Source organism: Aminobacter sp. BE322 (assembly GCF_050433525.1).
GTDB lineage: Bacteria > Pseudomonadota > Alphaproteobacteria > Rhizobiales > Rhizobiaceae > Aminobacter.
Map to the genome: position 1 here is coordinate 16,306 of NZ_JBNPXB010000016.1, position 25,507 is coordinate 41,812.

Consider the following 25,507-nt stretch of genomic DNA (forward strand, 5'->3'; position numbering starts at 1 on the left):
TTCACGAAAGGTGCCGCCCGGACAATGCCGCATGACATGCCCCTCATCGCAACCATCGTCGCCGGTCTGGGGCTGGCATTCATCCTCGGCGCGATCGCCAACCGCTTCCGCATACCGCCGCTGGTCGGCTATCTGATCGCCGGCATGCTGGTCGGGCCGAACACGCCCGGCTTCGTCGCCGACCAGAAGCTGGCGCTGGAACTGGCCGAGATCGGCGTCATCCTGCTGATGTTCGGCGTCGGCCTGCACTTCTCGCTGAAGGACCTCCTGTCGGTGCGCGCCATCGCCGTGCCGGGGGCGGTCGTCCAGATCGGCTTCGCGACCGGGCTCGGCGCCGGCCTCGCCTGGATGCTCGGATGGTCGATGGGCGCCGGCCTCGTCTTCGGCCTGGCGCTGTCGGTCGCCTCCACGGTCGTGCTTCTGCGCGCGCTGCAGGAGCGGCGCATGATCGAGACCGAGCGCGGCCGCATCGCCGTCGGCTGGCTGATCGTCGAGGATCTCGCCATGGTGCTGGCGCTGGTGCTGCTGCCGGCGCTCGCCGGCGTGCTCGGCGGCGAGCAGCAGGCGGCACAGGCGCCCGACATCCTGTCTTTGCGCTTCGACCTGGGCGTCTGGGGCGTGCTCGGCGTCACGCTCGCCAAGGTCGCCGCCTTCGTCGTCGTCATGCTGGTGGTCGGCCGGCGGGTCATCCCCTGGGTGCTGCACTACGTCGCCCATACCGGCTCGCGCGAGCTGTTCCGGCTGGCGGTGCTCGCCATCGCGCTCGGCGTCGCCTTCGGCGCGGCCCAGCTGTTCGGCGTGTCGCTGGCGCTCGGCGCCTTCTTCGCCGGCATGGTGATGAGCGAATCCGAACTCAGCCACCGGGCCGCCGAAGAAACGCTGCCGCTGCGCGATGCCTTCTCGGTGCTGTTCTTCGTCTCGGTCGGCATGCTGTTCGACCCCACCAGCCTGCTCAGCAACACCTGGCCGATCCTGGCGACGCTGTTCATCATCCTGATCGGCAAGTCGGTCGCGGCCTTCCTCATCGTCGTCGCCTTCGGCTACCCGGTGGCGACCGCGCTGATCATCTCGGCCAGCCTCGCCCAGATCGGCGAGTTCTCCTTCATGCTCGCCGGTCTCGGCGTCAGCCTCAATCTGCTGCCCGAACAGGGCCGCGACCTGATCCTCGCCGGCGCCATCCTGTCGATCGTGCTCAACCCGCTGGCCTTCGCGGGTGCCGCACGGCTGAAGCCCTGGCTCGAGAAGCGCTCGGGCAAGCAGCCGGAGGCCGCCGAGGCGGTGCCGATCGGGCCGGCGACCGAACCCGGCGAAGTGGCCACCGTCGCGGCCGCGCCGGCAAAGCCCGACGACGAGGACGCACCGCCGCCGACCAGGCTCAGCGGCCACACCATCCTGATCGGCTACGGCCGCGTCGGCTCGCTGGTCGGCCAGTCGCTGAAGGAAGCGGGCCTGCCCTTCCTGGTGATCGAGGATTCCGACAAGACCATCGCCAGGCTGATGGCTGAAGGGGTCGAGACGGTGGCGGGCAACGCGGTCAGGGGCGAGGTGTTCGGCGCCGCCAACGCGGCCGGCGCCAGGCGGCTGATCCTCGCCATCCCCAACGCCTTCGAGGCCGGCCAGATCATCCTCAAGGCCAAGGCGGCCAATCCGGAAATGACGATCATCGCCCGCGCCCATTCGGACGCCGAGGTCGACCATCTCGCCGGGCTCGGCGCCGACAAGGTGATCATGGGCGAGCGCGAGATCGCCCGCGGCATCGTCGATGAGGTGACGGGCGGCACGACGAGGACCGCGGGCCCCGAAGAGTATCCGAAGCCGGATACGCCTTCGGCGACCTGACCCCGCCGCCTCGCAGGCGCCCTCGTTCGCGCTTGCGTTGGCGGCTCCTTCAGGCAGAATGGCGCCGCCATGATGATGTTCACGCTCGACGTCTCGACGATCCGTTTCCGCTAGGCCCCGGAGGCCCGGAAACCGGACACTTCCCGTGTCCAGGATTGGATGCCGGCCCTGCCGCGCCGCCTGTGCGCGGCCCTTGGCCGGCCGAGACAGGAGAGCTCACATGCCCGACAGCAATTTTGCCCGCGCGCTCGACGACGCGCAGATCGAACGGTTCATCGCCGACGGCTTCGTCCGCATCGACAATGCCTTCCCGCACCGGTTGGCCGACGAAGCCAGGGCCATCCTCTGGCGCGATACCGGCTGCGACCCGGAGGCACCCGCCACCTGGACCAGGCCGGTGATACGGCTCTGGGACTATGCGCAGGAACCTTTCCGGCTCGCCGCCAACACGCCGGTGCTGCACAAGGCGTTCGACTGCCTTGTCGGCGAGGGGCGCTGGCTGCCGCGCGGCAGCCTCGGCTCCTTCCCCGTACGTTTCCCCTCGCCCGACGATCCCGGAGACGCCGGCTGGCATATCGACGCCAGCTTCGCCGGTCCCGATGGAGACGCCGGCGACTTCATGTCGTGGCGCGCCAACCTGCATTCGCGGGGACGCGCGCTCCTGATGCTGTTCCTGTTCTCGGATGTCGGCGAGGACGATGCCCCGACACGCATCCGCATCGGCTCGCATCTCGACATCGCGAAGCGTCTGGCACCCTCGGGAGAAACCGGGCTGTCGCTCCGGGAATTGGCCGCCACCGGCTTTGCCGAGAGCGAGCACAGGCCCGTCGCGCTTGCGACAGGCCCGGCCGGCACGGTCTATCTCTGCCACCCCTTCCTGGTGCATGCGGCCCAGCCGCATCGCGGCACGAGGCCGCGCTTCATGGCGCAGCCGCCACTGCTGCCAAGGGTGCCACTGTCGCTCGGCCGCGACGACGGCGACTATTCGCCGGTCGAGCGCGCGATACTGAGAGGGCGGGACCGCTAGCAATTCCAGGAAAAGTGCGCAGCGGTTTTCCGCCCGGAATTGCGTCAAAACAAAGAGACAGAGCATTTCCGCGATGCGAAGAAAAGCGGAAACACTCTGGCGGCCGGAGCGCACGGCGAGTTGATCGAGACGCGGCGACGGCGCGCGGCCTCGCGAGTTGACCTCCGCCGGCAGCCGGTCAATCATCCGCGCCGACTATTCGCAACATCGAGAGCAGGAAGAGAGACCATGGAAAAGGCCGAAATCGGATTGATCGGGCTGGGCACGATGGGCTCGAACCTGGCGCTGAACATCGCCGAAAAAGGCCACCGTATCGCCGTCTACAACCGCACGCCGGCGCGCACCGAGGCCTTCGTCGAAAATGCCGGCGCGCTGCGCGACATGATCGTGCCCTGCGCCTCCGTCGCCGAGCTGGCCGCCGCGATCCGGCCGCCGCGGCCGGTCATCATCATGGTGGTGGCCGGCGACCCGGTCGACCAGCAGATCGCGGCTTTGCGCGGCGTGCTTTCGGCCAACGACATCATCATCGATGCCGGCAACGCCAATTTCCGCGACACCCGCCGCCGCTTTGGCGAGCTCGAAGGCACCGGCCTCACCTTCATCGGCATGGGCGTGTCGGGCGGCGAGGAGGGCGCCCGCCACGGTCCCTCGATCATGGTCGGCGGCACGCAGGACTCCTGGAAGCGCGTCGAGGGCGTGCTCACCGCCATCTCGGCCAAGTACAAGGGCGAGCCCTGCGCCGCCTGGCTCGGGCCGGACGGCGCCGGCCACTTCGTCAAGACCATCCACAACGGCATCGAATATGCCGACATGCAGATGATCGCCGAGATCTACGGCGTGCTGCGCGACGGCCTCGGCATGGCGCCCAGGGAGATCGCGCCGATCTTCGCCGGCTGGAACAAGGGCCGGCTCGAATCCTACCTGATCGAGATCACCGCCAGCGTGCTCGCCGCCGACGATCCGAAGACCGGCCGTCCCGTGGTCGACGTCATCCTCGACCGTGCCGGCCAGAAGGGCACCGGCAAGTGGTCGGTGATCGAGGCGCAGCAGCTCGGCATTCCGGCGACCGCGATCGAGGCGGCGGTCGCCGCCCGCGTGCTGTCGTCGATGAAGGACGAGCGGCTGGCGGCGGAGAAGGCCTACGGCGCCAACACGTCGAGGTTCGCGGGCGCCAAGGGCGACCTCCTGGGCGACCTCGAACTCGCGCTCTTCGCCGGCAAGATAGCCGCCTATGCGCAGGGCTTCGCCGTCATGGCGGGCGCCTCGAAGGAATTCGGCTGGAACCTGCCGATGCCGACCATCGCCAAGATATGGCGGGCCGGCTGCATCATCCGCTCGCAGTTCCTCGACACCATCGCCGAGGCTTTCGGCAAGGCCGACCAGCCGATCAACCTGCTCATGGCGCCGGCCTTCGTCGAGATGATGGGCAAGGCGCATCCCTCGCTGCGCCGCGTCGTTGCCCGCGCCGCCGAGGCGGGGCTGCCGGTGCCGGCGCTGTCCTCGGCGCTCGCCTATTTCGACGGCTACCGCCAGGGTCGCGGCACCTCCGATCTCATCCAGGCGCAACGCGACTTCTTCGGCGCGCACGGCTTCGAGCGCATCGACGCGCCCGGCGCCCACCATGGCCCGTGGGGCGATCAAGGCTAGGAAGCGCGGGAGCGGCGGGCGCATGGACTGGTCGTTTCAACTCTACAGCGCCCGCAACTTCCAGCCCTGGGAGGACGTGCTGAAGACGCTCGCCGCTCTCGGCTACAAGCAGGTCGAGGGTTTTGGCGCGGTCTACGACGATCCCGCGGCGTTCCGCGCTTTGCTCGACGAAAACGGCCTCGCCATGCCGAGCGGCCATTTCGGCATCGACCTGCTCGAAACCGACTTTGCCCGCGTCGAGAAGATCGCGACGACGCTCGGCATCAAGCTGATCGCCTGCCCCTGGCTGGAGCCGGCCGAGCGCCCGACCGATGCCGACGGCTGGCGCGCCCTCGGCAGGCGGCTCGAGGCCATCGGGACGAAGGCCAGGGACGCCGGCTTCGAGTTCGCCTGGCACAACCACGATTTCGAATTCGCACCGCTTGCCGACGGTGCCGTGCCGTTGCGCCTGATGCTGGAGGCGGCCCCCGGCATCGGCTGGGAGATGGACGTCGCCTGGGTGATCCGCGGCGGTTGCGCCCCGCTGCCCTGGATCGACGAGTCCGGCTCGCGCATCCTGGCCGTCCACGTCAAGGACATCGCCGCGCACGGCACCGCGCCCGGCGAGGATGGCTGGTGCGACGTCGGCCACGGCAGCGTCGACTGGGCCGGGCTGCTGATGGCCCTGCGCAACCGCACGCCGGCGCGCCATTTCGTCATGGAGCATGACAACCCGGCTTATTTCGAGCGCTTTGCGCGCCGGTCGATCGAGGCGGCACGGAGGTTCTGAGGGGGGAGGGGCAATGGCGGGCAAGCTCGGTGTCGGGGTTATCGGCTGCGGCAACATCTCGAAGACCTATTTTCGGCGCGCGCCCGAGTTCAGGGGCATCGAGATGCGCGCCTGCGCCGACATCGACATGGATGCCGCGCGTGCTCGTGCGCAGGAATTCAAGCTGCGCGCCGAGACGGTCGACGACCTGCTCGCGGCCAAGGACATCGACATCGTCGTCAACCTGACCGTGCCGATGGCGCACTACGATGTGTCGAAGCGCGCCATCGAGGCGGGCAAGCACGTCTATTCGGAAAAGCCCTTCGTGCTGGCGATCGAGGACGGGCTCGACCTCAAGAAGCGGGCCGACAGGAAGGGCCTGCGCATCGGCTCGGCGCCCGACACCTTTCTCGGCGGCTCGCATCAGCTGGCCCGCCACCTGATCGACACGGGCAAGCTCGGCAAGATCACGTCGGGCACCTGCCACGTGATGAGCCACGGCATGGAGCACTGGCATCCGAATCCGGACTTCTTCTTCCAGCCGGGAGGCGGGCCGATCCTCGACCTCGGCCCCTACTACATCGCCAATCTGGTCCAACTGGTCGGACCGGTTGCCCGCGTGGCCGCGCTGTCGTCGATCCCGGCCAAGGAGCGCACCATCGGCTCGAAGCCGCGCGCGGGCGAAAAGATCCCGGTGACGACGCCGACGACGATCCTGGCGCTGATGGAATTCGCAGGCGGGGCCGTCTTCACCTTCAATGCCAGCTGGGATGTCTGGGACCATGGCCATGCGCCAATGGAACTCTATGGCGAGGCAGGCTCGCTGCACATGCCCGACCCCAACTTCTTCGGCGGCGAGCTTCGCTATACCAGGAGCGGCAAGCCGGCGAAGACGCTGCCCAGGTGGGATCATCCCTTCGGCAAGGCCAACGAGCAGCATCCGGAAGGAATGATGGCCAACTACCGCACGGCGGGCCTGGCCGACATGGCGCTGGCGATCGTGCAGGGCAGGCCGCACCGCTGTTCGCTCGAACTCGCCAACCACGTCATCGACGTCATGACCGGCATGCTGAAGTCGGGCGAGACGAGGAAATTCGTCGACATGCAGACCACCTGCGCGCGGCCCGAGCCGCTGGGGCCTGCCGCGGCAAGGAGGCTGCTGGCCAAGTAGCGCCCTCACCCCCACCCCTGACCCCTCCCCACAAGGGGGAGGGGAACGACTTCAGCGCCGTTGCTACTCAGATCGTCAGCGATCGGAGTGCCTCAAAGTCCCCCTCCCCCTTGTGGGGAGGGGTTAGGGGTGGGGGTACCGCTCGAGCCCGGGGTGGAAGGGCCAAGGTAGGCGAGGGGCAGGTACCTTCACATTGTGCTGCGCAAGCCGACTGAGCCGAGGTGGGGGAGTGACAGGTGGTGGCGCGACCAAGTATCTAGGGATACGAAGCACCATTGCTGGGCACCCCCCCACCCCGTTTCGCATGTCGCGTGGGCGCCATGCTTCACGACTTTCCCCACGAGGGGGAGGGTGAACCGGCGGCGGCGCCACGCCCATTTCAGAAGGACCGAAGATGTCTTACGCGCCCGCCCCGAACCGTTACGAAAACATGGTCTACAACCGCTGCGGCAGGTCGGGGCTGAAGCTGCCGGCGATCTCGCTCGGCCTGTGGCACAATTTCGGCGAGGACACGCCGCACCAGACCAAGCGCGCCATCTGCCGGAAGGCCTTCGACCTCGGCATCACCCATTTCGACCTCGCCAACAATTACGGTCCGCCGCCCGGTTCGGCCGAGACCGCTTTCGGCGAGATACTGCGCACCGATTTCGCCGGCCTGCGCGACGAGATGATCATCTCGACCAAGGCCGGCTATGACATGTGGCCCGGGCCCTACGGCGAGTGGGGCAGCCGCAAATATGTGCTGGCGAGCCTCGATCAGAGCCTGAAGCGCATGGGCCTCGACTATGTCGACGTCTTCTACTCGCACCGCTTCGACCCGGACACGCCGCTGGAAGAAACCATGGGCGCGCTCGACCATGCCGTCCGCTCGGGCAAGGCGCTCTATGCCGGCATCTCGTCCTACAACGCCCAGCGCACCCGCGAGGCGGCCGACATCCTGCGCCAGCTCGGCACGCCCTGCCTGATCCACCAGCCCAGCTATTCGATGATCAACCGCTGGGTGGAGGACGACGGCCTGCTCGACACGCTCGACGGTCTGGGCATCGGCTCGATCGTGTTCTCGCCCCTGGCCCAGGGCATGCTGACCGGCAAGTACCTGCAAGGCGTGCCGGAGGGCAGCCGCGCTTCGCAGGGCAAGTCGCTGCGCCCGGCCTTCCTCAACGACAAGAACCTCGCCAACATCCGCGCCCTCAATACCATTGCCGAGCGGCGCGGCCAGACGCTGGCGCAGATGGCGCTGGCCTGGGTGCTGCGCGGCGGCCGGGTCACCTCGGCGCTGATCGGCGCCAGCCGTCCCGAGCAGGTCGAGGATTGCGTCGGCGCGATCAGGAATTTCGCCTTCACCGACGCCGAGCTGGCCGAGATCGACCAGTATGCCCGCGAGGCCGACATCAACCTCTGGGCCCGTTCGTCCGAGCGCGAGGGTCCGGCGCGGCAGAAGAAGTAGTCGTCGGTTTCGTCCTGACGGATTTGCAGGCGGCGAGCGGCGTCGCCTGCAGGCTGTGGATCGGGAGCCAGCCGGGCTCCGACATTGTCTTTGCTTGCCGGACGCGCTAGCAAAACCTCGAGCCAATCGCCACATTTGGGGCGGTGCGATAGCGCGGGAGAGCCTTCCCGCGAGGAAAGGTTAGGGCGCAGGAATGGCGGCGCGCGTTACGCTGACGAAGAACCAGCAGAAGGTCCTGGAAAAGCTCGAGGCGGCGAGCGGCCCGCTCAGCGCCTACATGCTGCTCGACCAGTTGCGCGACGATGGCTTCCGCGCGCCGCTGCAGGTCTATCGCGCCCTCGAAGTGCTGGTGAAGGACGGCTTCGTCCACCGCCTCGAAAGCCTCAACGCCTTCGTCGCCTGCTCGGAGCCGCACGACCACGCCCATCACGACCACAGCATGACGGCGTTCGCCATCTGCGACACCTGCGGCCAGGTCACCGAGATCTCCGACGAGCTGATCGGCAAGCGCCTCGACGATTGGGTCGGCTCGACCGGCTTCGTCGCCAAGAAGGCGGTGATCGAGTTCCGCGGCATCTGCGCCAAATGCGCAGCACTCGCCGCCTGACGGGCCTTGTTTTCGTTAGCCTGAACAGGCGCCCCGATACGCGCATCGGGCGTCGATTATAGGAAGCTATCGTAAGATCAGGGCAATTGCCCGCCCTGCCGCAGCGATGTCAGCGCGAAGGCGTCGACGCATCCGACGCCGTCGCAAGCCCCATCTCAATGCGCCTCGTCCCAGCTGTCGGCGCCGTGCGCGTCGACGTGCAGCGGCACCGACATCGACACCGCCGGCATGGCGGCGTCTCGCATTACATGGCTTGAGGGAACCAGAAAATCAGTATGGTGCAGATGGATAGCCAAGATGCATGTTAGCCCAAGTTGCATGCGAGAGATGGATGTTGGCGGTAATTATCGCGAGCACGACATCTTCGTTGTCCTCATCCAGAAGGTGATCAGATTTAACGGTTATCCCATCTATCAGCGAATCGTCTTCCAGTAAGACGAATCTAACTGATCCGTCAGACTCCTTAGTTTCCCCAATCTGTTGAGGAGCTCTAAGGCCGTCAATTAGAGTCTTTACTCTATTGTCAAGGTCAACGTTTCCCAAAACAGGATTGTATTGCCTGATACCCCTCAAGACTCTGATGTAGAGGGAGCATCGAGTGCGCATTTTGGAAGTCACAAACGGAATATAACGCTCTTGCCCGATGTCAATTCCGATATATCCGTTCGTCGATTCTGCGCTGGGGTTGCTGCATTTTTCGACGTAGTCGAACTGTTCGGTTGAACGCAACTTGCACAGCTGCGTGTGGAAAGACTTTCGAAGCCTCCAAACATCGCTTTGCTTCCGCGCGTTACCTTGGACAGGGCCCTTGTAGGTCAAAGTAATATGCATCAATGCGCCTCGTCCCAGCTGTCGGCGCCATGGGCGTCGACGTGCAGCGGCACCGACATCGACACTGCCGGCATGGCGGCATTTTCCATCACGTGGCGGACGACCGGGATCGTCGCCTCGACCTCGCTCTCGACCGTCTCGAAGATCAGTTCGTCATGCACCTGCAGCAGCATGCGCGCCGAAAGCCTGGCCTCGGCGAGCGCGCCTTCCATGCGGATCATGGCGCGGCGGATGATGTCGGCGGCCGTGCCCTGCAGGCGGGCGTTGATCGCGGCACGCTCGTTGAAGGCGCGCACCGACGGGTTGGGCGAACGGATCTCGGGATAGTGGATGCGGCGGCCGAAGATGGTCTCGACGTAGCCCTTGTCGCGGCAGGACGCCTTGGTCTCGTCCATGTAGGCGCGGATGCCGGGGAAACGCTCGAAATACTTCTTGATGTAGTCGGAGGCTTCCTCGCGCGGGATCGACAGCTGGTTGGCGAGGCCGAAGGCCGAGATGCCGTAGATGATGCCGAAGTTGATCGCCTTGGCGCGGCGGCGCACCTCGGACGGCATACCCTCGACCGGCACCGAGAACATCTCGGACGCCGTCATCGCATGGATGTCGACGCCGTCGGCGAAGGCCTGCTTGAGCTGGGCGATGTCGGCGACATGGGCGAGCACGCGCAGCTCGATCTGGCTGTAGTCGGCCGAGATCAGCTTGTTGCCCTTCTCGGCGATGAAGGCGGTGCGGATCTTGCGCCCCTCGGCCGTGCGGATCGGGATGTTCTGCAGGTTCGGGTCCGACGACGACAGCCGGCCGGTGGTGGTGGCGGCGAGCGCGTAGGAGGTGTGGACGCGCCGGGTCTCGGGGTTGATGTAGCCGGGCAGCGCGTCGGTATAGGTCGACTTGAGCTTGGTCAGCTGACGCCAGTCGACGATCTTGCGCGGCAGCTCGTGGCCCTCGGCCGCGAGGTCTTCCAGCACCTGCGCCGAGGTCGACCACTGGCCGGTCTTGGTCTTGGTGCCGCCGGGCAGCCCCATGCGGCCGAACAGGATGTCGCCGAGTTGCTTGGGCGAGCCGATGTTGAAGCGTTCGCCGGCGAGCGTATTGATCTCGTCTTCGAGGCGGGCGGCTCCCTGGGCGAGTTCGCCGGAGAGGCGCGACAGAATCTGGCGGTCGACCGAGATGCCGCGCTGCTCCATGTGCGCCAGCACCGGTACCAGCGGCCGCTCCAGCCGCTCATAGACCGAGACGAGGCCCTTGGCGGCGAGGCGCGGCTTGAGCACCTGCCAGAGGCGCAGCGTCACGTCGGCATCCTCGCTCGCATAGGCGGTGGCCCTGTCGATGTCCACCTGGTCGAAACCGACGAAGCTCTTGCCCGAACCGGCGATGTCCTTGAACGGGATCGGCGTGTGGCCGAGCCACTTCTCCGACAGGGAATCCATGCCGTGGCCGCCATTGGTGCCGCCGTCGAGCACGTAGGAAATGAGCATCGTGTCGTCGAAGGACTTCACGTCGACGCCGTAGCGGTTCATCACCACGAGGTCGTATTTGAGGTTCTGCGCCACCTTGAGCACCGAGGCGTCCTCGAGCAGCGGCTTGAGGACGGCGATCGCGTCGCGCACCGGGATCTGGTTGTCGACCAGCCCGCCGCCGAGCAGGTCGCCGCGCCCGCTTTTGTGGCCGAGCGGCACATAGGCGGCGCGGCCGGGCGCGGTCGCCAGCGAGAAGCCGACGAGCTCGGCCTGCATCGGGTCGAGCGAGGTGGTCTCGGTGTCGAAGGCGACGACGCCGGCCTCGGTCGCCTCGGCGATCCAGGCTTTCAGCGTGGCGAGGTCGCGGATCGTGACATAGGCGCCGTGGTCGAATTTCTGCGCCGGCGCGGCCGCCGCGAGCCTCGCGGCGAGGGCGGTGGGAGTGTCGCCGGTCTCACCCTCCCCCTTGTGGGGAGGGTCGGCGCGTAGCGCCGGGGTGGGGGTGCCGGTGGCGACGTTGCCACCCCCACCCGCGCCCCCTTCGCTTTGCTCGGGTTCGCGACCTCCCCACAAGGGGGAGGTAGGGGCACCCGAACCCACATCCGGGCCATGCGCGTCCGCGCCGCGCTCGACCGACACGGAAGCCGCCTCGACCTCGCCGGCATCCGTGCCGGTGGCCTCGGCGACGCGACGGGTCAGCGTGGTGAACTCCATCGCCTTGAGGAAGGCGATAAGCCGCGGACCGTTCGGCGGCTGCAGCGAGAACGTCTCCAGGCCGTCGGCCACGGCCACGTCGTTCTTGAGCCGCACCAGCTCGCGCGAGATGCGGGCCTTGTCGGCATTGTCGATGATCGACTGCCGGCGCTTGTCCTGCTTGATCTCGGAGGCCCGGGCGAGCAGCGTGTCGAGGTCGCCGAACTGCTCGAGCAGCTGTGCGGCGGTCTTCGGGCCGATGCCGGGCACGCCCGGCACGTTGTCGACGGAATCGCCGGTCAGCGACTGCAGGTCGATCATCTTTTCCGGCGGTACGCCCCATTTCTCGATGACTTCGGGGATGTTGATCTGCCGGTCCTTCATCGGGTCGTACATCGACACGGTCGGGCCGACCAGCTGCATCAGGTCCTTGTCGGAGGAGATGATGGTGGTGTCGCCGCCGGCCTCGCGGGCGAGACGGGCATAGGTGGCGATCAGGTCGTCGGCCTCGAAGTCCTCCATCTCGATGCAGGGCAGGTCGAAGGCCCGCGTCGCATGGCGGATCAGCCCGAACTGCGGGACCAGGTCCTCCGGCGGCGCCGAGCGGTTGGCCTTGTATTCGGGATAGAGTTCGTTGCGGAAGGTCTTCGAGGAATAGTCGAAGATGACGGCGAAGTGGGTGGGCGTGACGCCGACGTCGGTGTTGCGCGCGTCCTGCATCAGCTTCCACACCATGTTGCAGAAGCCGAGCACCGCATTGGTGGGCAGCCCGTCGGACTTGCGGGTGAGCGGCGGCAGCGCGTGATAGGCGCGGAAGATGTAGCCGGAGCCGTCGACAAGGAACAGATGATCGCCTTTTTTCATGGCGATACGGGTAGCTTGGCGCAGCCGCCCTGTCCATGGCGAAGGCGGCCCTGCCGCCGACTGCTGACAAGTCGTTGGCCGGTGTTGGGCGGCAGGCCTCTAGAGGGGAGCAAATCGCTTGGAAATGGTCTCCGCGCCTTCCCGATAATCGGTGAAGCCGATGCCCTCGTAGAAGGCCTGGCCGACGGTGTTTTCCCTGCGGATTGTCGCGTCGATGAAGCTGACGCCCGCCTTTTTCGCGGCTTCCACCGTGTTGGCGAACAATGCCCGTCCGGCGCCCTTCTTGTGCACATGTGGATCCACGTAGGTCGCGACAATCCCCCAGCCGGCAGGCAGCCGGTCGCCTGGCCAGTCGGGGTCGGACCATTCGAGTGATTGGAACCCCAATAGCTGCGACCTCTCCAGTGCCACGAAGCAGCTGATTCCGAGTTTCGGTGAGATGAAATAGTCGATGATGCGATTTTCGTCGAAATGCTCGCGATGCGCCGTCGTCCCTCCGATCTCGATAATCTTGTTCAGGATTCGCGCCATCGCGCTTGCATCTTGCGGCAGGGCCGCTCGGACATGCAGGGGCATGGATTGGTCATTCCACTGTTGGCTTGCCGGATTTGCTGCAAGGTAGGCGGCCCACAGCCGTTCTGCAAAGGGCTGGATTTTCACAACTGACATTGGCCGTCGGCCTGCGGGGTTAGATCCCAGGATCGCCGCACTGTCGGAATGGCTGGCAATCTGCCGATTGTGATCGTCGCCGGCGAGCCGGTCCGAACCGCGCGCCGACCGCATCGTTTCCATCGAGTTCGCCGGGCCGGTTACTGCCTTTGTGCGGCTCAATTGCGCCATTGGGCCGAAGCCATTCACCGATTTGCTGAGCCTGGTGAAGGTCGATGGCCGCTGGCAGATCGTCTCCAAGGTCTTTCACTTCGACCTGCAGTCGAACTGAGAGCATGGAAAGGGGAGAGCCAGCATGCCGTATGTCAACATCAAGGTCACCCGCGAGAGCGTTACGCGAGAGCAGAAATCGGCCCTGATCAAGGGCGCGACAGGACTTCTCGCGGACATTCTCGGCAAGGACCCGGCAACCACCTTCGTGGTTATTGATGAGGTGGATTTGGAGGACTGGGGCGTCGGCGGAATGCCGGTGCAGCAATACAGGGACACGCTCCGAAAGGGGTAGGGCCGGCGAGGGCAGGCCTCACGGATATGTTACAAAAGTGTAATGTTCGTGCCCTTGAAACGCCATGTTCGGAGGAACAAATATGGGGCATCGGCAGTTTTTGCCGAAGTCCGGTCTCAGGCCCGTCCCCCGCCTATCCGGACCCTGCGGCAGCCTCATCCCCCTCTCCGGGCTGCCGCACCGTTTTGAAAGTGCCGCCGTGGTCCCCCTCCACCACGGCGGCTTTTTCATGTGCGCAGCCCGGATGACGCCGCGTCGTCTCCTGGCCCAATCCTGCCGGCTTTGCGTTTCGGGTGCCTGCCGGTAGTTTGCGCCCAGAAGAATCGAAAGGCACCCCGAATGTCTGCACTCGCTCCCGTCCTCGACCGCCTCGACAAGAACCTCGACCAGAGCCTCGAGCGCCTGTTCGGCCTGCTCCGGATCAAGTCGATCTCGACCGATCCGGCCTTTGCCGGCGACTGCCGCAAGGCCGCCGAATGGCTCGTCGCCGACCTCAAGACGATCGGGTTCGACGCCAGCGTGCGCGACACGCCCGGCCATCCGATGGTGGTCGCCCACCACGACGGCCCGGCCGGCTCGCCGCATGTGCTGTTCTACGGCCATTACGACGTCCAGCCGGTCGATCCGCTCAACCTCTGGGAGGACGATCCCTTCGATCCGAAGCTCAAGCAGCTCGAGCCGGGCCGCAAGGTCATCACCGGCCGCGGCTCGTCCGACGACAAGGGCCAGCTGATGCTGTTCGTCGAGGCGTGCCGGGCCTGGAAGGAAGTGCATGGCACGCTGCCTTGCGAGATCACGCTGTTGTTCGAGGGCGAGGAGGAATCCGGCTCGCCGTCGCTCAAGCCATTCCTGGAAGCCAATGCCGAGGAGCTCAAGGCCGATTTCGCCATGGTCTGCGACACCGGCATGTGGGACCGCGAGACGCCGGCGATCTGCGTCGGCCTGCGCGGCCTCGTCGGCGAGGAAGTGGTGGTCAAGGCGGCCAACCGCGACCTGCATTCGGGCGAATATGGCGGAGCTGCGGCCAACCCGGTGCGCATCCTCGCCAAGGTGCTGGCGGCGATCCATGACGACAACGGCCGCGTCACCGTGCCTGGCTTCTACGATGGCGTCGAAGAAACGCCCTCGCAGATCCTGAAGTCGTGGCAATCGCTCGGCGAAACCGCCGAGAACTTCCTCGGCGAGGTCGGCCTGTCGATCCCCTCGGGCGAGAAGGACCGTTCGATCCTGGAGTTGGTCTGGGCGCGCCCGACCGCCGAGTTCAACGGCATCACCGGCGGCTACACCGGCAAGGGCTTCAAGACGGTGATCGCGGCGCAGGCCTCCGCCAAGGCGTCGTTCCGGCTGGTGCACAAGCAGAACCCCGAGAAGATCCGCGCCGCCTTCCGCGATTTCGTCAAGGCGCGCATCCCGGCCGATTGCAGCGTCGAGTTCCACGAGCATGGCGGCTCGCCGGCGATCCAGCTGTCCTACGACTCGCCGTTCCTCGCCAAGGCCAAGGACGCGCTGTCGGACGAATGGTCGAAACAGGCGCTGATGATTGCCATGGGCGGCTCGATCCCGATCGTCGGCGACTTCCAGACCTTCCTCGGCATGGAGTCGCTGCTGGTGGGCTTTGCGCTCGCCGACGACCGCATCCACTCGCCCAACGAGAAGTACGACCTGACCTCGTTCCACAAGGGGCAGCGGTCCTGGGCGCGCATTCTCGCCGCGCTGACCCGCAAGTAGGCGCGGGAAACCGAGGTTTCTATTGATTTTTCTTCCGATCGCGGCGACTGAGATGCCAAGCCGCGATCGGAGACCAGAATGACTATCCGCTTCCACAAGCACGACCTGCCAGACCTCAGCAACTACGATGTCGATGCGGTCGCCATCGACACCGAAACCCTGGGTCTCAACCCGCACCGCGACCGGCTCTGCGTCGTGCAAATCTCGCCGGGCGACGGCACTGCCGACGTGATCCAGATCGCGCCGGGGCAGAAGAAGGCGCCCAACCTCACCGCGCTCCTTAAGAATCGCAAGGTAACGAAGCTGTTCCACTACGGCCGCTTCGACATCGCCGTGCTCTACAACGCCTTCGGCGCGATGGCCGAGCCGGTGTTCTGCACCAAGATCGCCTCCAGGCTGACCCGCACCTACACCGACCGCCACGGCCTCAAGGACATCTGCAGCGAACTGCTCGGGGTGAGCCTGTCCAAGCAGCAGCAGTCGTCCGACTGGGCGGCGGCGACGCTGTCGCCGGAGCAGCTGGAATATGCCGCCTCTGACGTGCTCTACCTGCACCGCCTGCGCGACGTGCTGGCCGGCCGGCTGGAGCGCGACGGACGCATGAAGGAGGCCGTCGCCTGCTTCCGCTTCCTGCCGACGCGTGCCCGGCTCGACCTGATGGGCTGGGGCGAAGAGGACATTTTTGCCCATAGCTGACCTTGCGGCAGGCCGTTGGCAGGGAACGAACGGGCAGGTTTGGTCGTTTGGGGTGCGTTACCTGATGAAAGGATGCACCCGAATGGCGACTACACGTGAAGAAATCCAGTCCGACCTCGAAGCGCAGGTTTCCCAGCTGACCAAGCAGGTCGCGTCGCTGACCAAGGCGATGTCCAAGCGCAGCGCAAGCGCACTGGCGGAAGGCCGCGAGAGTGCCTCCGAGCTCTACGATGGCTTTTACGACCGCTTCAGCGACGCGCTGCCCGCGATGCGCAGGCAGGCGCGCGCGGCGCAGAAGACCGTCCAGGCAAACCCGATGACGACGGCACTCGTAGGCGTCGCGGTTTTCGGCCTGCTCGCCGCACTTCTGACCCGCCGATGACTTTTGCCGCCGCGTGGCTTTACCGGGCCGCGCGGTCGGCTATCGTTGGCCACCGAGTTCGAGGGGACAGCCCATGAGTGAACAGCCCATGAGTGACAAGAAACCGATCGCCACGGCGCCGAAGGATGGCAGCAAGATCACCGTTTTCTGGACCGACCGCGACGGCCAGGAAAACGAGTCGATCGCGCACTTCCGGTCGCTCGCCCGGCTCAAGGCCGGGGGCGGACAGTGGGACGAAAGCGACGAGGGCTGGTGGGCCTATGTCGACAGCGACACCCAGAAGCGCATCGAGCCGCATTCCTGGCTGCAGCCGGGCGGCGACGACGAGGAGGAATAGGCGTATTGTCGGGAGGCTTCAGCCAGGGAGGAAGCCATGGCCGAGAAACCCGACAAGGATACCCATGAATTCATGGTGACGGCGGTCGAGCCGGCCCGCGACGACAAGCTCGACGGCGTGGCGCTGACGCTGGTCGATGCGCGCGGCGGGCGCGTGCGGCTGCACATGCATGCCGATATCGCCGAGGTGATGCGCGAGCGGATTTCGGCCGAACTCAACAAGACCATGGGGCCGTGACACGGCATCGCGCCTGAGCCGACCGCCGAGCCGCGGGCGGCGCAGAATTTTTTCCAGTCTCTTTTGAACCTTTCTCCCTCCCGGCGCGACGAAGCCATGTGGACGGGCAAATCGCCCTTATGGAGAGAGAGATGAGTGCATTCAGCAAGATAGCCCTGGCGGTCGTCACGGCGTCCGTCGTCGCTGCCTGTCAGTCGACCGAGATCAGGCGCTGCGAGTGGAAGCCGAAGGACCCGCGCTACCTGCAGAGCAGCAACTGCTGCGACCGCAGCGATCCGTCGAAACCCTGCTACAAGAGCAGCGACAAGCCGGACAAGCCCGACAAGCCGGATCGGCCCGACCCGATCCCGCAGTGACCTGCGGACCCGAAGGCCGCCGCCCGCAAGGACGGCGGCCTTTTTCCGTCATGGCGGATCGCTTGTGGCTACCGGCCGACCAACGCCGACGATCGCCGTGCCCGGTCAGTTCGGGGTCATCGCCCTGCCGACGAAGGCAAAGATCAGGATCGCGGAACTTCCCAACAGCGCGATGAGGCCCAGCGACCACGAAATGCCGATGGTCGCCATTGCCCAGGCAAAGGCAAAGGGGGCGGCGGCCGAGATGATCAGGCGGGCCGCCATGGCACGCCCCTGCAGCTGGCCGTAGCCCTCGCTTCCGAACAGGGAAAGCGGCAGCGCGCCGGTGACGATGCTGAAGAGGCCGTTGCCCATGCCGAAGGCGACCGCAAACAGCATCGCTCCGGGGACGGACGGAGCGGTGACGACCAGCACGACGACGCCGCCCGCCATGAGGGCCGCGGATATGATCGCCAGCCGCAGCGGCGCAAGGTCGATGCCGACGGCCATGTTGATGAACCGGCTCAGCACCTGCGCCGGCCCGAACAGGGTGCCGGCGACGGCGGCGGCCGCGCCGAGGCCAAGGCCGGAGAGCATCGGCACCATGTGGACAAGGACGGCTGCACTCATGAGATTCTGCAGTGAGAAGGCGGAGACCATCAATGCGAAGCCGAGCGTCCTCGCGGAAGGCGCAAGCAAACCAGGAACCTGGCTGGCAGGTTCCGCGGCGCCCCTCCTGGTCCTGGCCAGGCCATGCGACAGCCAGGCATGCAGGGGCATGCAGACGAGCAGGTTCAGCGCGGCGAAGGCGAGATAGACGCCCTGCCACGACAGGCGGGCATGCAGTCCGGCCGTCAGCGGCCAGAATATGGTCGAGGCGAAACCCGCGATGAGCGTCAGATAGGTGATGCTTCGCCGGGCCACGGCCGGTCTGACCTGGACGAGCAGGGCGAATGCCGCGCCGTACTGCACGAAATTGGAGGCCACGGCGAGGGCGACGAGAGCGAGGGCAAACGACATGGGGTTCGGCGCCAGGGCGCACGCCACCAGCGCGGCAGCGGCTGCGCCCGAGCCGATCGTCATGACTGCGCCGGCGCCGAAGCGATCGATCAGCCTGCCGAGCCAAGGCGCCGTGAGTCCGCCTGCGAGCAATGCCACAGAGAAGGCGCCGAAAATCCATTCGGCGGACCTGCCGAAATCCTCCGCCATGTCGGCGGCGAGCATGCTGAAGCTGTAGTAGAGCGTGCCATAGCCGATGATCTGGGTGATGCCCAGGGCGAGGACAGCTCCAGCCGGCGTATGTTTCTCGTTCATTCGGCCGCAGGCCCGGCGCTCATGCGCGATTGGGGTCGCGATGCACGACCTCGCCGCCTTCCTTCGCAAAGTCGGAAACCGGGTTCTCCAGAAGGTCGAGCACCGCCTCCGACGGCCGGCAAAGGCGGGTGCCTTTCGACGTTTCCACGATCGGCCGGTTGATCAGGACCGGATGGGTCAGCATGAAGTCGATCAGCTGGTCGTCCGTCCACTTGGGATCGTCGAGGCCGAGGTCCGCGTAGGGCGTGCCCTTTTCGCGCAGCAAATCGCGCGGCGACATCCGCATCGCCCCGAGGAGCTGGATGAGCCGGTCGCGCGACGGCGGCGTCTTGAGATACTCGATGACGACAGGCTCCTCGCCGCTGGCGCGGATCATGGCCAGTGTATTGCGCGAGGTGCCGCAGGCGGGGTTGTGGTAGATCGTCGTGGTCATCTTGCGCTCCCGGTTTCGATGGATGGCCTTCGTGCCGCCTCTTGCCAGCCCCATGAGGGGTTCAACACCCGGGCCACCGGCGGCATGGCCGGAAACGGAGACGAGCACGCCGGACGTTCGACATTGGACATGGGTCAGGCGGGCGGTTGATCTGGAGCGCAGCACGCCGCTGCCCTGGCGACCGGCATGCAGATTTCCGGCCGTGCGGAGCAGCAGTCTTCCATCAGGAAGCGAATGAGGCCGCTCAGCGCATCGTACTCCGCAGTGTAGATGATCGAGCGGGAATCGCGCCTTGCACAGGCAAGGCCCGCCCGTTCCAGCTCCTTCAGGTGAAAGCTGACATTCGACGGGGATACCTCGGCCCGGTCGGCGACGGTGCCGGCCGCCATGCCGTCCGGACCGGCCACGACAAGCATCCTGAGAATGCGCAGCCGCGTCTCCTGCGACAGGGCACCGAACGCGATGAGAGCTTGACGCTCGTCCATATTTCAATAATCCTAGAAATATCAAAATGAGGAGTAGCCGAGATGGAAGCATTTGGCAACGGCAAAACCGGAGGATCGCCTTCGGCTCCGCCGGAAGAGGCTACCGTCGGCGGCCTGATCGAATTTCTTTCGGCACATTCTTCGAGCCGGCTGTCGTTCCGCTACCAGGGCAACGTCGTGCGCCGCGGATATCATGTGACCGAGGTCAAATCCGCGAACTTCTCCGCACTCGACTGCGGCGCCAACCCCGAGGCATGGACGGAGATATTCGTCCAGTTGTGGGACGTCGACGACGCGCCCGAACAGATGGCCGCTGGCAAGTTCGTGGCGATCCTGCGCAAGGTCATGCAGAACGTCCGTCTGGACATGCAGGCGAAGCTGACCTTCGAAGTCAGCGACGGCTTTCAGCCCATCCAGCTTTATCGTGCCGGGCTGCCGGCCCTCGTGGACGACTCCATCTTCGTGGACCTCACGCCGCGACCGGCAAGCTGCAAGCCGCGCGACCGCTGGCTGGAGGGGCAGGAAATGCCGTGTTGTCCGCCGTCATCCGGATCGGGCTCGCGGTGCTGCAGCTAGGCGGGAACGCTCTTGCGCGCCCAGCCCGGGTAAAAGGTGGTGGGCGCGGCGGCAACGGGTTGGCTGTAACCCGTTGATTGTTCGAGGCTTCGGAAAGCACCTGCTTAACGCCCCCTTAAATCGCCGCATTTAGTCTGCAACCGGAACGCCATAGGCATGGGGGCCGGACAGACAGACATGGCGAACCGGAAGGACAGGCGCATCGAACCCAGTTTCGATGATCCGCGGGACGACGCGGAGGACGACGTCTTTTCGGTTGGTGAAGAGGACCGGGTCGTGCCCAGCCGCCGCAAAGCCCCTGCCAAACGCAGCGCCTCGAAAGCGCGCTCCCCGGGCCGCGGCCGCAGCCAGAAGAAGCGCCGCGGCATGTTCGGCATCTTCGGCCGGCTGGTCTACTGGTGCTTCGTGCTCGCCATCTGGGGCGGCATCGCCGCCGCCGGCATCGTCATTTACTACGGCGCCAAGATGCCGAGCGCCACGACCTGGGCGATCCCCGACCGGTCCCCCAACATCAAGATCGTCGGCGTCGACGGCCGCCTGATCGCCAATCGCGGCATGACCGGCGGCGAGGCCGTCGGCCTGTTCGAAATGTCGCCCTACATCCCGCAGGCCGTCATGGCCATCGAGGACCGGCGCTTCTATTCGCATTTCGGCGTCGATCCGATCGGCCTTGCCCGGGCGGTGTCGCAGCGCGTCATCCACGGCCGCTTCACCCAGGGCGGCTCGACCCTGACCCAGCAGCTCGCCAAGAACCTGTTCCTGACGCCGGACCGGACCCTGGAGCGCAAGGTCCAGGAGGTGCTCTTGGCGCTCTGGCTGGAGCAGAAATACACCAAGGACCAGATCCTCGAGATGTATCTGAACCGGGTCTATTTCGGCTCCGGGTCCTATGGCGTCGAGGCGGCTTCGCGCCGCTATTTCGGCAAGTCCGCGCGCGACGTCAGCCTTGCCGAGGCAGCACTTCTCGCCGGCCTGCTCAAGGCGCCGTCGCGGCTTTCGCCGGCCCGCGACCCCAAGGCCGCCGACGCCCGCGCACAGCTGGTGCTGGCGGCGATGCGCGAACAGGGCATGATCGAGGAGAAGGAACTGGCGACCGCCATGAGCGCGCCGGCGAGCCGCGTCGCCTCGTTCTGGACCGGCTCGGAAAACTATGTCGCCGATCGCGTCATGGAAGAGCTGCCCGGCCTGATCGGCGAGGTGCGCTCCGACATCATCGTCGACACCACCGTCGACATGACGCTGCAGGAATTGGCCGAAAAATCGATCCGCCGCCTGATCGACGAGAACGGCGAGAAGCTGAACGTCAGCCAGGGTGCGCTGGTGTCGATCGACAATTCGGGTGCGGTGCGCGCCATGGTCGGCGGCTACGACTATTCCACCAGCCAGTTCGACCGCGCCTCCGAGGCGCGCCGCCAGCCCGGCTCGGCGTTCAAGCCCTTCGTCTACCTGGCCGCCGTGGAGCAGGGCCGCTCGCCCGAAAGCGTCCGCAACGACGCGCCCATCCAGATCGGCAAGTGGACGCCGGAGAACTACAACGGCAAGTATTACGGGCGCGTCACGCTGAGGACCGCGCTGGCGAAGTCGCTGAACTCGGTGGCAGCCCAGCTCGCCATGGAGGTTGGGCCGGCGGCCGTGGTCGAGGCTGCCCAGCGCATGGGCATCGAGTCCGAGCTGCAGCCCAATGTCAGCATCTCGCTGGGCACGTCCGAGGTGACGCCGCTGGAGCTGACCGCCGCCTACGTGCCCTTCGCCAATGGCGGCTATCGGCCGGAGGTCCACATCATCAAGCGCATCACCGCGGCCGACGGCAGCGTCCTCTACGAGAACACCGCGGGTGGTGGCCCGCGGGTGATCAGCGCCGAGGTCGTCGGCATGATGAATGCGATGATGACGGGTGCTGTGGAGGAGGGCACGGCCAAGAAGGCCGCCTTCGCCTGGCCGGCGGCCGGCAAGACCGGCACCAGCCAGAATTCGCGCGACGCCTGGTTCGTCGGCTACACGGCGAACCTCACCACCGGTGTATGGTTCGGCAACGACGACGGCAAGCCGATGAAGCGGGTGACCGGCGGCGCGCTGCCGGCACTTGCCTGGCACGAGTTCATGGTGGCCGCCCACGAAGGCGTGCCGGTGGCACCGCTGCCGGGTTCGTGGACGCCGCAGCAGGCCGCCCCCGAGGTCGCCGCCGACGACCAGCCGGCCCTCGACGAGAATTCCTTCCCGGCGGCGCCCGAGCAGCCCGGTGAGCGGCAGCCCGCGCGGCAGGTCGGCGGCGCGCAGCAGGAACAGCCCTCGACCGCATCGATCCGCCGCCCGGTTCCCCCCGCCGACGTCGGCGGCCAGCCGCAGCGGCGCGAGACTTCCATCCTCAACATCCTGCTCGGCAACTGACGCCGGCTAGGTGTGTAGTCCCTCAGTGTAGTGGTGCATCATTGAGCCTGAGTCGTCAGGATGAGGATGCCTTATGGCAAGCGTTCTTCACGGCAGCGCCCGCACGACGCCGCGTCTTCGAGCCGAGCTCCAAGCGTCGCAAGAGAGCACCCGGTCCCTTGCCTCCCGTTATGGGCTGAACCCGAAGACAGTAGCCAAATGGCGCAAGCGAGCCACGACGGCCGATACGCCGATGGGGCCGAAGACGCCGAAGAGCACGGTGCTGACGCCCGCCGAGGAGGCCATTGTCGTGGCCTTTCGCCAGAAGACGCTACTGCCGTTGGACGACGTGCTCGGTTGCCTGAGGGATACCATCCCCAACCTCAGCCGTAGCGCCCTGCACCGCTGCCTACAGCGCCATGGCATCTCCCGGCTGCCAGTCGAGGCGGTCAAGGATCAGCGTAAGAGGTTCAAGACCTACGAGATCGGCTATGTCCATATCGACAGCTGCGAACTGCACCATGCGGACGGCGAGCTGGTCATGTTCCTGGCGATCGACCGTGTCTCGAAGTTCACCTATGTCGAGTTCTACGACTGTGCCGGCAAGATGGAAGGCGCGGCCTTCCTCAGGAGTGTGGTCGAGGTCTTTCCTTACCAGATCCATACCGTGCTCACCGACAATGGCATGGCCTTCGCCGACCTGCCCAAGAACCGTCAGGGGCCCAGCCGACGTTTCCTCGGTCCGCACATCTTCGACCGGGTCTGCATAACCAATGGCATCGAGCCCCGGCTGACCAAACCCTACCATCCCTGGACCAACGGTCAGGCCGAGCGGATGAACCGCACCATCAAGGACGCCACGGTCAAGATCTACCACTACGACGATCTGGAAAGCCTGACCTTCGTTACCGCATACTACTTCGCCAAGCACCTCAAGGCCCTGAGATGGAAAACACCCTATCAGGTGATCTGCGATGCATGGACAAAGGACCCTTCAAACTTCAAGTTCAACCCGCACCATATCATTGCGGGACCACACACCTAGCGGCGCCGGCGTCCGTAGAGTTCGAGCCGGTGGTGGACGATGTCGTAGCCGAGCTGGCGGGCGATCTCCTGCTGCAGCTGCTCGATGCGGTCGGAGCGGAACTCGATGACGTCGCCGGTGTCGATGTCGATGAGATGGTCGTGGTGGTCGCCACCGGCCTGCTCGAATCGCGACGGCCCGCCCTCGAAGGCGTGGCGGTAGATCGCGCCCATCTCCTCCAGCAGCTTCATGGTGCGGTAGACGGTCGACAGAGAGATGCTCTTGTCGACCTGCTCGGCGCGGCGGAATATCTCGAGCGCGTCGGGATGGTCCTCGGTCTCGCGCAGGATCGTCAGGATCACCTTGCGCGGACGGGTGATCCGGATGCCGGCCTTGCGCAGCGCTTTCTCGTAGTCGGGCTTCGTCGGAATTGGGGCAGGTGCATGCTTCTTCATGGCGCGACTATGTGCCAGATGACACCCAGTTGCAAAAGATTATCCGTGTATCCATCCCCAGCGAAGGATGGCGCGAGGCTCGCCGCCGCCGTTTCGACTTGCGCAACCGAGGCGCCCGCGCCATCCTTCCAGCCGGGGAAGGCCACGCGTCGACGTTGGACGGGGGAACAAGTTTGCTGCGATTCTTGAGTTGGTTGCCGGGCATCCGGCAAGCGCGACCTCGCCAGGTCGTCTACACCTGCATGTTCGGCCATTCGGAGCAGTTCGCCGACCGCCATTTCCGACGGGACCGAAGAACCGACTTCATCTGCTTCACGGACGACCGCTCGCTGACGTCGAAGCGATGGCAGTTCAGGTATGTCGACTCCACCGAACTCGGTCCCGTCCGGACCTCCAAGATGATCAAGCATCTGCCCCACCGCTTCCTGGGCGAGTATGCGTCGAGCCTGTACATGGACAACACCGTCAAGCCCAAGGTCCCGGCCAAACGCTTCTTCGCGCTCCTGGACGCGAGCCCGGCGCCGATGCTGTGCTTCCGCCATCCCGAACGGAACTGCATCTATGACGAGGCCGTCGCGGTGATCGACCTGCAGTACGACGATCCCGACATCATCAATGCCCAGATGGATCACTACCGGTCGCTCGGGCACCCGGCCGGAGCCGGCCTCGTCGCCAGCACGGTGATGCTGCGGCGGCACAACGACCCTGCGGTGATCGCCGTGATGGAGGACTGGCACGCCGAAATCAGGAAATGGTCCTATCGCGACCAGCTGTCCTTCGCCTTCGTTGCCCGCCGGCACGGTTTCCGGACGGGCCACCTGGCGGGCACACCCTATCGCAACAAGCTGCTCAAATGGCCGCGGGTCAAGGGCCACCGGCTGCCGCGGGCGTTCCGCGACGAGGACTATCTGCGGCTCAACCCGGATGTCGCCGCCTCGGGGATGAACCCGCGCAAGCACTACATCACCTGGGGCGCCGCCGAAGGCCGTGCCTGGAGATAGGGTTGTCGGCGCGCTGCCTCGGGCGACCCCGGCCCGATCCGGCGCGCGGATCGACCCTCCCCTGCGGCCCTTCGATAGGCTCAGGACAGAGGGGGGGGTGCTGTCCCACATACCTATCCATTGCCACGCTCGCTTTCGCGCCTGGCCATTGTCAAAGAACACTCCCTTTGCGGGAGGTGGTTCGGGAAGCGGGGCGCGCGGCCGAGCCGTCCGATAGATTGATACGTGGCGCGAACCCCGCGCCCCGCCCGGTGTCTGTCCCTCGGTCGGCCGGTCACAGGTCCGTCCCACGGTCTTTTCGTGGCCTGAACCCGCGGCTTCTCCGCACCCTCCGGCACCCGCCATCTGCGGCGCGCGCCGGACGACGCCGGCCTGTCGACGGGCCCTCGGAGCCACGGCTACCGCAGCCGTGGCGGGAGGTCACCGCCGCCCTCCCTGACACCCGGTGCGCACCAGGTCCCGACAAGGGCGATGGCACAAGGATACGGGAGGTTTTGGAGGGGTGGAAAAACGGGAGAATTTCTCCACGCACATTGCTGACAGAGTTACTGCCAAAACGAGGCGTGCGCGGAAGGCAGACCTTCTACGTCTTATTCCTTCCCACCCCCCTCTGTCCTACCGGACATCTCCCC

General features: G+C 66.0%; 25 protein-coding genes. 19 read left to right on the top strand and 6 right to left on the bottom strand.

What is annotated here, in order from left to right:
• Window positions 1-24: 24 nt before the first annotated feature.
• From ybaL to J2X50_RS19605, 7 genes are all read left to right on the top strand, one after another.
• Complete coding sequence (gene ybaL, locus J2X50_RS19575) at window positions 25-1,839, top strand: YbaL family putative K(+) efflux transporter (protein WP_429097533.1); 1,815 nt, start codon at window positions 25-27, stop codon at window positions 1,837-1,839.
• A gap of 220 nt (window positions 1,840-2,059) precedes the next feature.
• The gene (locus J2X50_RS19580; protein ID WP_429097535.1) at window positions 2,060-2,866 is read left to right on the top strand and encodes a phytanoyl-CoA dioxygenase family protein; all 807 of its coding nucleotides are present in this window, start codon (window positions 2,060-2,062) and stop codon (window positions 2,864-2,866) included.
• Window positions 2,867-3,094: 228 nt separating this feature from the next.
• Window positions 3,095-4,513: an NADP-dependent phosphogluconate dehydrogenase gene (gene gndA / locus J2X50_RS19585; RefSeq protein ID WP_429097536.1), complete on the top strand. Its 1,419-nt coding sequence runs from the start codon at window positions 3,095-3,097 to the stop codon at window positions 4,511-4,513.
• A 22-nt stretch (window positions 4,514-4,535) separates the two neighbouring features.
• Window positions 4,536-5,282, top strand: a complete 747-nt coding sequence (locus tag J2X50_RS19590; RefSeq protein ID WP_429097537.1) for a sugar phosphate isomerase/epimerase family protein — start codon at window positions 4,536-4,538, stop codon at window positions 5,280-5,282.
• Between the two features lie 13 nt (window positions 5,283-5,295).
• Window positions 5,296-6,432: a Gfo/Idh/MocA family protein gene (locus J2X50_RS19595; protein WP_429097539.1), complete on the top strand. Its 1,137-nt coding sequence runs from the start codon at window positions 5,296-5,298 to the stop codon at window positions 6,430-6,432.
• Between the two features lie 394 nt (window positions 6,433-6,826).
• Window positions 6,827-7,879, top strand: a complete 1,053-nt coding sequence (gene mgrA, locus J2X50_RS19600) for an L-glyceraldehyde 3-phosphate reductase (protein WP_429097541.1) — start codon at window positions 6,827-6,829, stop codon at window positions 7,877-7,879.
• Between the two features lie 193 nt (window positions 7,880-8,072).
• The gene (locus tag J2X50_RS19605) at window positions 8,073-8,486 is read left to right on the top strand and encodes a Fur family transcriptional regulator (RefSeq protein WP_429097543.1); all 414 of its coding nucleotides are present in this window, start codon (window positions 8,073-8,075) and stop codon (window positions 8,484-8,486) included.
• A gap of 830 nt (window positions 8,487-9,316) precedes the next feature.
• On the opposite strand, the gene polA is transcribed toward J2X50_RS19605, so the two are convergent.
• Entirely contained in the window at window positions 9,317-12,331 is a 3,015-nt protein-coding gene (gene polA, locus J2X50_RS19610) for a DNA polymerase I (RefSeq protein ID WP_429097545.1), read from the bottom strand.
• A 99-nt stretch (window positions 12,332-12,430) separates the two neighbouring features.
• Window positions 12,431-13,171 (bottom strand): N-acetyltransferase family protein, encoded by a 741-nt coding sequence (locus tag J2X50_RS19615; RefSeq protein WP_429097676.1) that lies wholly within the window; start codon window positions 13,169-13,171, stop codon window positions 12,431-12,433.
• Between J2X50_RS19615 and J2X50_RS19620 the strand changes: the two genes are divergently transcribed.
• The 8 genes from J2X50_RS19620 to J2X50_RS19655 all read left to right on the top strand — a co-directional run bounded on the left by J2X50_RS19620 (window position 13,122) and on the right by J2X50_RS19655 (window position 17,241).
• Complete coding sequence (locus tag J2X50_RS19620; RefSeq protein ID WP_429097677.1) at window positions 13,122-13,271, top strand: nuclear transport factor 2 family protein; 150 nt, start codon at window positions 13,122-13,124, stop codon at window positions 13,269-13,271. The two genes, J2X50_RS19615 and J2X50_RS19620, sit on opposite strands and share 50 nt — an antisense overlap.
• A gap of 24 nt (window positions 13,272-13,295) precedes the next feature.
• Window positions 13,296-13,505, top strand: a complete 210-nt coding sequence (locus J2X50_RS19625; protein WP_429097546.1) for a tautomerase family protein — start codon at window positions 13,296-13,298, stop codon at window positions 13,503-13,505.
• Window positions 13,506-13,844: 339 nt separating this feature from the next.
• A complete protein-coding gene (locus tag J2X50_RS19630; RefSeq protein WP_429097548.1) occupies window positions 13,845-15,233 on the top strand; it encodes a M20/M25/M40 family metallo-hydrolase in 1,389 nt (462 codons plus the stop codon).
• 78 nt (window positions 15,234-15,311) lie between these two features.
• Window positions 15,312-15,929, top strand: coding sequence for a ribonuclease D (locus J2X50_RS19635; protein ID WP_429097550.1), 618 nt, complete (start codon window positions 15,312-15,314; stop codon window positions 15,927-15,929).
• A gap of 82 nt (window positions 15,930-16,011) precedes the next feature.
• Window positions 16,012-16,311: a hypothetical protein gene (locus tag J2X50_RS19640; protein WP_429097552.1), complete on the top strand. Its 300-nt coding sequence runs from the start codon at window positions 16,012-16,014 to the stop codon at window positions 16,309-16,311.
• 88 nt (window positions 16,312-16,399) lie between these two features.
• Window positions 16,400-16,648: a hypothetical protein gene (locus J2X50_RS19645; RefSeq protein ID WP_429097553.1), complete on the top strand. Its 249-nt coding sequence runs from the start codon at window positions 16,400-16,402 to the stop codon at window positions 16,646-16,648.
• 36 nt (window positions 16,649-16,684) lie between these two features.
• Window positions 16,685-16,885, top strand: a complete 201-nt coding sequence (locus J2X50_RS19650) for a hypothetical protein (RefSeq protein WP_340041672.1) — start codon at window positions 16,685-16,687, stop codon at window positions 16,883-16,885.
• A gap of 131 nt (window positions 16,886-17,016) precedes the next feature.
• Window positions 17,017-17,241 (top strand): hypothetical protein, encoded by a 225-nt coding sequence (locus J2X50_RS19655; RefSeq protein ID WP_347968537.1) that lies wholly within the window; start codon window positions 17,017-17,019, stop codon window positions 17,239-17,241.
• Window positions 17,242-17,346: 105 nt separating this feature from the next.
• On the opposite strand, the gene arsK is transcribed toward J2X50_RS19655, so the two are convergent.
• The 3 genes from arsK to J2X50_RS19670 form a co-directional block, all read right to left on the bottom strand.
• Entirely contained in the window at window positions 17,347-18,534 is a 1,188-nt protein-coding gene (arsK, locus tag J2X50_RS19660) for an arsenite efflux MFS transporter ArsK (protein ID WP_429097555.1), read from the bottom strand.
• Window positions 18,535-18,553: 19 nt separating this feature from the next.
• Complete coding sequence (arsC, locus tag J2X50_RS19665) at window positions 18,554-18,967, bottom strand: arsenate reductase (glutaredoxin) (RefSeq protein ID WP_429097557.1); 414 nt, start codon at window positions 18,965-18,967, stop codon at window positions 18,554-18,556.
• A gap of 134 nt (window positions 18,968-19,101) precedes the next feature.
• The gene (locus J2X50_RS19670) at window positions 19,102-19,452 is read right to left on the bottom strand and encodes an ArsR/SmtB family transcription factor (protein WP_429097558.1); all 351 of its coding nucleotides are present in this window, start codon (window positions 19,450-19,452) and stop codon (window positions 19,102-19,104) included.
• 42 nt (window positions 19,453-19,494) lie between these two features.
• Between J2X50_RS19670 and J2X50_RS19675 the strand changes: the two genes are divergently transcribed.
• The 3 genes from J2X50_RS19675 to J2X50_RS19685 all read left to right on the top strand — a co-directional run bounded on the left by J2X50_RS19675 (window position 19,495) and on the right by J2X50_RS19685 (window position 23,440).
• On the top strand, window positions 19,495-20,028 hold the full coding sequence (locus tag J2X50_RS19675; RefSeq protein WP_429097560.1) for a DUF6428 family protein: 534 nt from the start codon (window positions 19,495-19,497) through the stop codon (window positions 20,026-20,028).
• A 177-nt stretch (window positions 20,029-20,205) separates the two neighbouring features.
• The gene (locus J2X50_RS19680) at window positions 20,206-22,416 is read left to right on the top strand and encodes a transglycosylase domain-containing protein (protein ID WP_429097562.1); all 2,211 of its coding nucleotides are present in this window, start codon (window positions 20,206-20,208) and stop codon (window positions 22,414-22,416) included.
• 73 nt (window positions 22,417-22,489) lie between these two features.
• The gene (locus J2X50_RS19685) at window positions 22,490-23,440 is read left to right on the top strand and encodes an IS481 family transposase (protein ID WP_429097563.1); all 951 of its coding nucleotides are present in this window, start codon (window positions 22,490-22,492) and stop codon (window positions 23,438-23,440) included.
• Here the strand turns inward: J2X50_RS19685 and J2X50_RS19690 are convergent.
• A complete protein-coding gene (locus tag J2X50_RS19690) occupies window positions 23,437-23,874 on the bottom strand; it encodes a Fur family transcriptional regulator (protein WP_429097565.1) in 438 nt (145 codons plus the stop codon). The two genes, J2X50_RS19685 and J2X50_RS19690, sit on opposite strands and share 4 nt — an antisense overlap.
• Before the next feature lie 242 nt (window positions 23,875-24,116).
• On the opposite strand from J2X50_RS19690, the gene J2X50_RS19695 reads away from it, so the two are divergent.
• The gene (locus J2X50_RS19695) at window positions 24,117-24,875 is read left to right on the top strand and encodes a glycosyltransferase domain-containing protein (protein WP_429097567.1); all 759 of its coding nucleotides are present in this window, start codon (window positions 24,117-24,119) and stop codon (window positions 24,873-24,875) included.
• Window positions 24,876-25,507: the final 632 nt, after the last annotated feature.